Source organism: Gammaproteobacteria bacterium (assembly GCA_029862005.1).
Taxonomy (GTDB): Bacteria; Pseudomonadota; Gammaproteobacteria.
The window spans coordinates 1-2,670 of the sequence record JAOTYD010000096.1 but is presented as its reverse complement, the minus strand read 5'-3'; the positions used below and the strand labels follow the sequence as shown (position 1 = coordinate 2,670).

Annotated in this window: 4 protein-coding genes; 1 reads left to right on the top strand and 3 read right to left on the bottom strand. The window is 56.4% G+C overall.

Annotated features, from left to right (window positions below):
- The 3 genes from OES20_19145 to OES20_19135 all read right to left on the bottom strand — a co-directional run.
- Window positions 1-295, bottom strand: a 295-nt coding sequence (locus OES20_19145; GenBank protein MDH3636809.1) for a DUF3830 family protein, incomplete at its 3' end; no start/stop codon positions are given.
- 5 nt (window positions 296-300) lie between these two features.
- Window positions 301-1,134 carry a PhzF family phenazine biosynthesis protein gene (locus OES20_19140; protein MDH3636808.1) on the bottom strand — a complete coding sequence of 278 codons (834 nt, stop codon included), beginning with the start codon at window positions 1,132-1,134 and terminating at the stop codon, window positions 301-303.
- Between the two features lie 11 nt (window positions 1,135-1,145).
- Complete coding sequence (locus tag OES20_19135; GenBank protein MDH3636807.1) at window positions 1,146-1,505, bottom strand: DUF1304 domain-containing protein; 360 nt, start codon at window positions 1,503-1,505, stop codon at window positions 1,146-1,148.
- A gap of 73 nt (window positions 1,506-1,578) precedes the next feature.
- On the opposite strand from OES20_19135, the gene OES20_19130 reads away from it, so the two are divergent.
- Window positions 1,579-2,634, top strand: coding sequence for an isopenicillin N synthase family oxygenase (locus OES20_19130; protein ID MDH3636806.1), 1,056 nt, complete (start codon window positions 1,579-1,581; stop codon window positions 2,632-2,634).
- Window positions 2,635-2,670: the final 36 nt, after the last annotated feature.

Genomic DNA, 2,670 nt, shown 5'->3' with positions numbered 1-2,670 from the left:
GCGTGCCTGCCTTCGATGCGAACTGAACGCTGCCGTAGGCGATCAGGATTTCGGTTTCACTTTTCCCTTTTGGATACAGCAGGATCTGTCCGGGAGCGGGGTAGGCGGTCGCATCTTCGTAACCGACCGCGAAGTCCAGGTCACCAAGCGGTATCCAGACACCCTCGCCGCTCCAGCGCACGTGCACGACTTCGCTTTCGAATGGCATTACTGCTCGAAATGAATCGCAGGTAGCGGGCGACCTAACATCCTCGAAATCGGCATCGAAGCGGTGCCCAGCTATCGTTATTTTCATGTTGTTCAAGCCTCCATAATACGGGCGCTGCCGGAAACCCGGATCGAGCCGCCCGGTTCAGCGCCGATGTCCGCCCTGAGGTGGGAACGCATGCCCATGTCTTCACCCTGTATGATTTCAATTGAACCGCCGTGGGGCCAATCGAGATCGCGCAGGTAGCCTGCAAATGCAGCGGTCGCGGCACCGGTGGCCGGGTCCTCGTAAACTCCGCCAGACGCAAACGGGTTTCTGGTATGAAACCGGCGCGGGTTTTCGGCGTACGCCAGTAGGATTGTGATCACGCCTTCCCGGTTCATCAGTTCGCGTCCGGCATCGAGGTCGTAATGCATCGATCCCAGCGCCGCACGAGAATTCAGACAGACTGCAAGGTGATCGGCGCCACCATTAACAAGTGCCGGTGGAATCTCGGTACTGAGATCACTGACCTGGTAGCCAAATAGCGACAGCACCTCGTCCAGTAACTGGTCTGGCATCGGTGCGCTGTGGGGGGGTGGGGATTGCAGTGCGGCGAAAAGTGTTCCATCGCTGCTCTCTCCCTCGACGGTGATATCGGTATGGTTAAGTTTCAGCTTGTATACACCGTTGCCATTCCTTAGCGCAAGCGCTGCCCCGAGGGCAATAGTCGCATGGCCGCAGAATGGCACCTCGGATTCGGGCGAGAAATAACGCACCCGCCAGGCATCCCCTTGCGGCATCGCAAAAGCGGTTTCGGAATAACCGACTTCGGCCGCGATTCGCTGCATCTCGGAATCGTCCGGATGCGTGTCGGCAATCACGACACCCGCCGGATTACCGCCTCGATCGGCGTCCGCAAAAGCAGCGATTCTTAAGATATTCATTCCTATAACCCTCAGGATAACAATACCAGCGCCAGGCCGAGCGCTGCTGGCGCGGCCTGGATCCAGAAAATCCGGCGGCTCACGGTAGCCGCGCCGAATATCCCGGCAACGATAACGCAGGCAAGAAAGAAAATCTTGATTGAGCTGCCCTCAGCGCCAGGTATCAGCCCCCACAACAGGCCTGCCGCGAGAAAGCCATTGTAGAGCCCCTGGTTTGCAGCCAGAATCCGGGTTATCGCGGCCCGTTCCGCGGATTGTCTGAATACGCGCAAGCCCACCGGTTTTTCCCACAGGAACATTTCCAGCACCAGGAATCCGAGGTGCGATATCGCGACCAGCGCGACGACAGTATCGGCCAGATAGCTAATCATGGACGTTGCCATATTCGGTTATAATTTACGGCTATCCTCTCACAGAGATAACGACCTTGTCTGCTCAAATCGGATGAACCACAAGATCCCGATAATTGACCTGGAACCCTGGTTTACCGGTGACAGTCAGCAACGGCTCGAGCTTTGCAGGCAAGTGCGCGTGGTGTGCCATAAGGTCGGGTTTTTCTACGTGATCAATCATGGCATCCCCAAACCGGTCAGCGATGCATACCTGGCGATACTCAAGGACTTCTTTTCATTGCCCGCGAACATCAAGACTGACATCGACAAGCAGCGTTCACCGCAGTTTCGCGGCTGGGAACAGCTGGGCTCGGAATTGACCAACAACGAGATCGACTACCGCGAGCAGATCGATATCGGTGTCGAGCGCGATGTCATTGCCGACCCGGACCCTTATTACATGGCACTGGTGGGCCCCAATCAATGGCCTCCCGAGGCGGCGCTGCCGGGTTTTCGCAAAACCGTCAGCGATTATTTTTCGCGCCTGTCCGGGCTTTCCCGACAAATTCTGCGCATGATGTCGCTCGCGCTGGGCCTCGACGAACTTCATATAGAACAGGTATTCGGGGAGAATCCCTCGCCATACCTGAAACTGATTCGTTATCCGCAAACCCTCGATGGCGGCCAGGGAGTCGGGATACACAAGGATTCAGGATTCCTGACACTATTGCTGCAGGATGAAAATCCGGGACTCGAAGCGCAGGCAAATGATGACAGCTGGCACCCGGTGGATCCGGTAGCGGGGAGCCTGGTGGTTAATACGGGTGAATTGTTGCAACTGGTAACGCACAATTACTTTATCGCCACGCCGCATCGTGTCGTCAATAAAGCTGGTAGCGAACGGTACTCATCGGCATTTTTTTACAGCCCGGATCTGAATACGGTACTTGAACCGCTGCCGTTAGGTTCAGACCTCGTGGAACAGGTTAAAGCCAGTGCGCGTCATCGTAGCGAGGGACTGATGGCTTCGCGTTCAGAGATGGCCACTGGTATCGGCGGCATGGCGAGCCGGGTTCGCCCCGACGTCTTTGGTGAGAAATACTGGCAGCGCTGGGTGCGCAGTTATCCGGATATCGCACGGAAATTCTACCCCGGGCTAACGGGGTAATGCTTTGTTTACATCAGAGTGATGTCTATCGAAAGG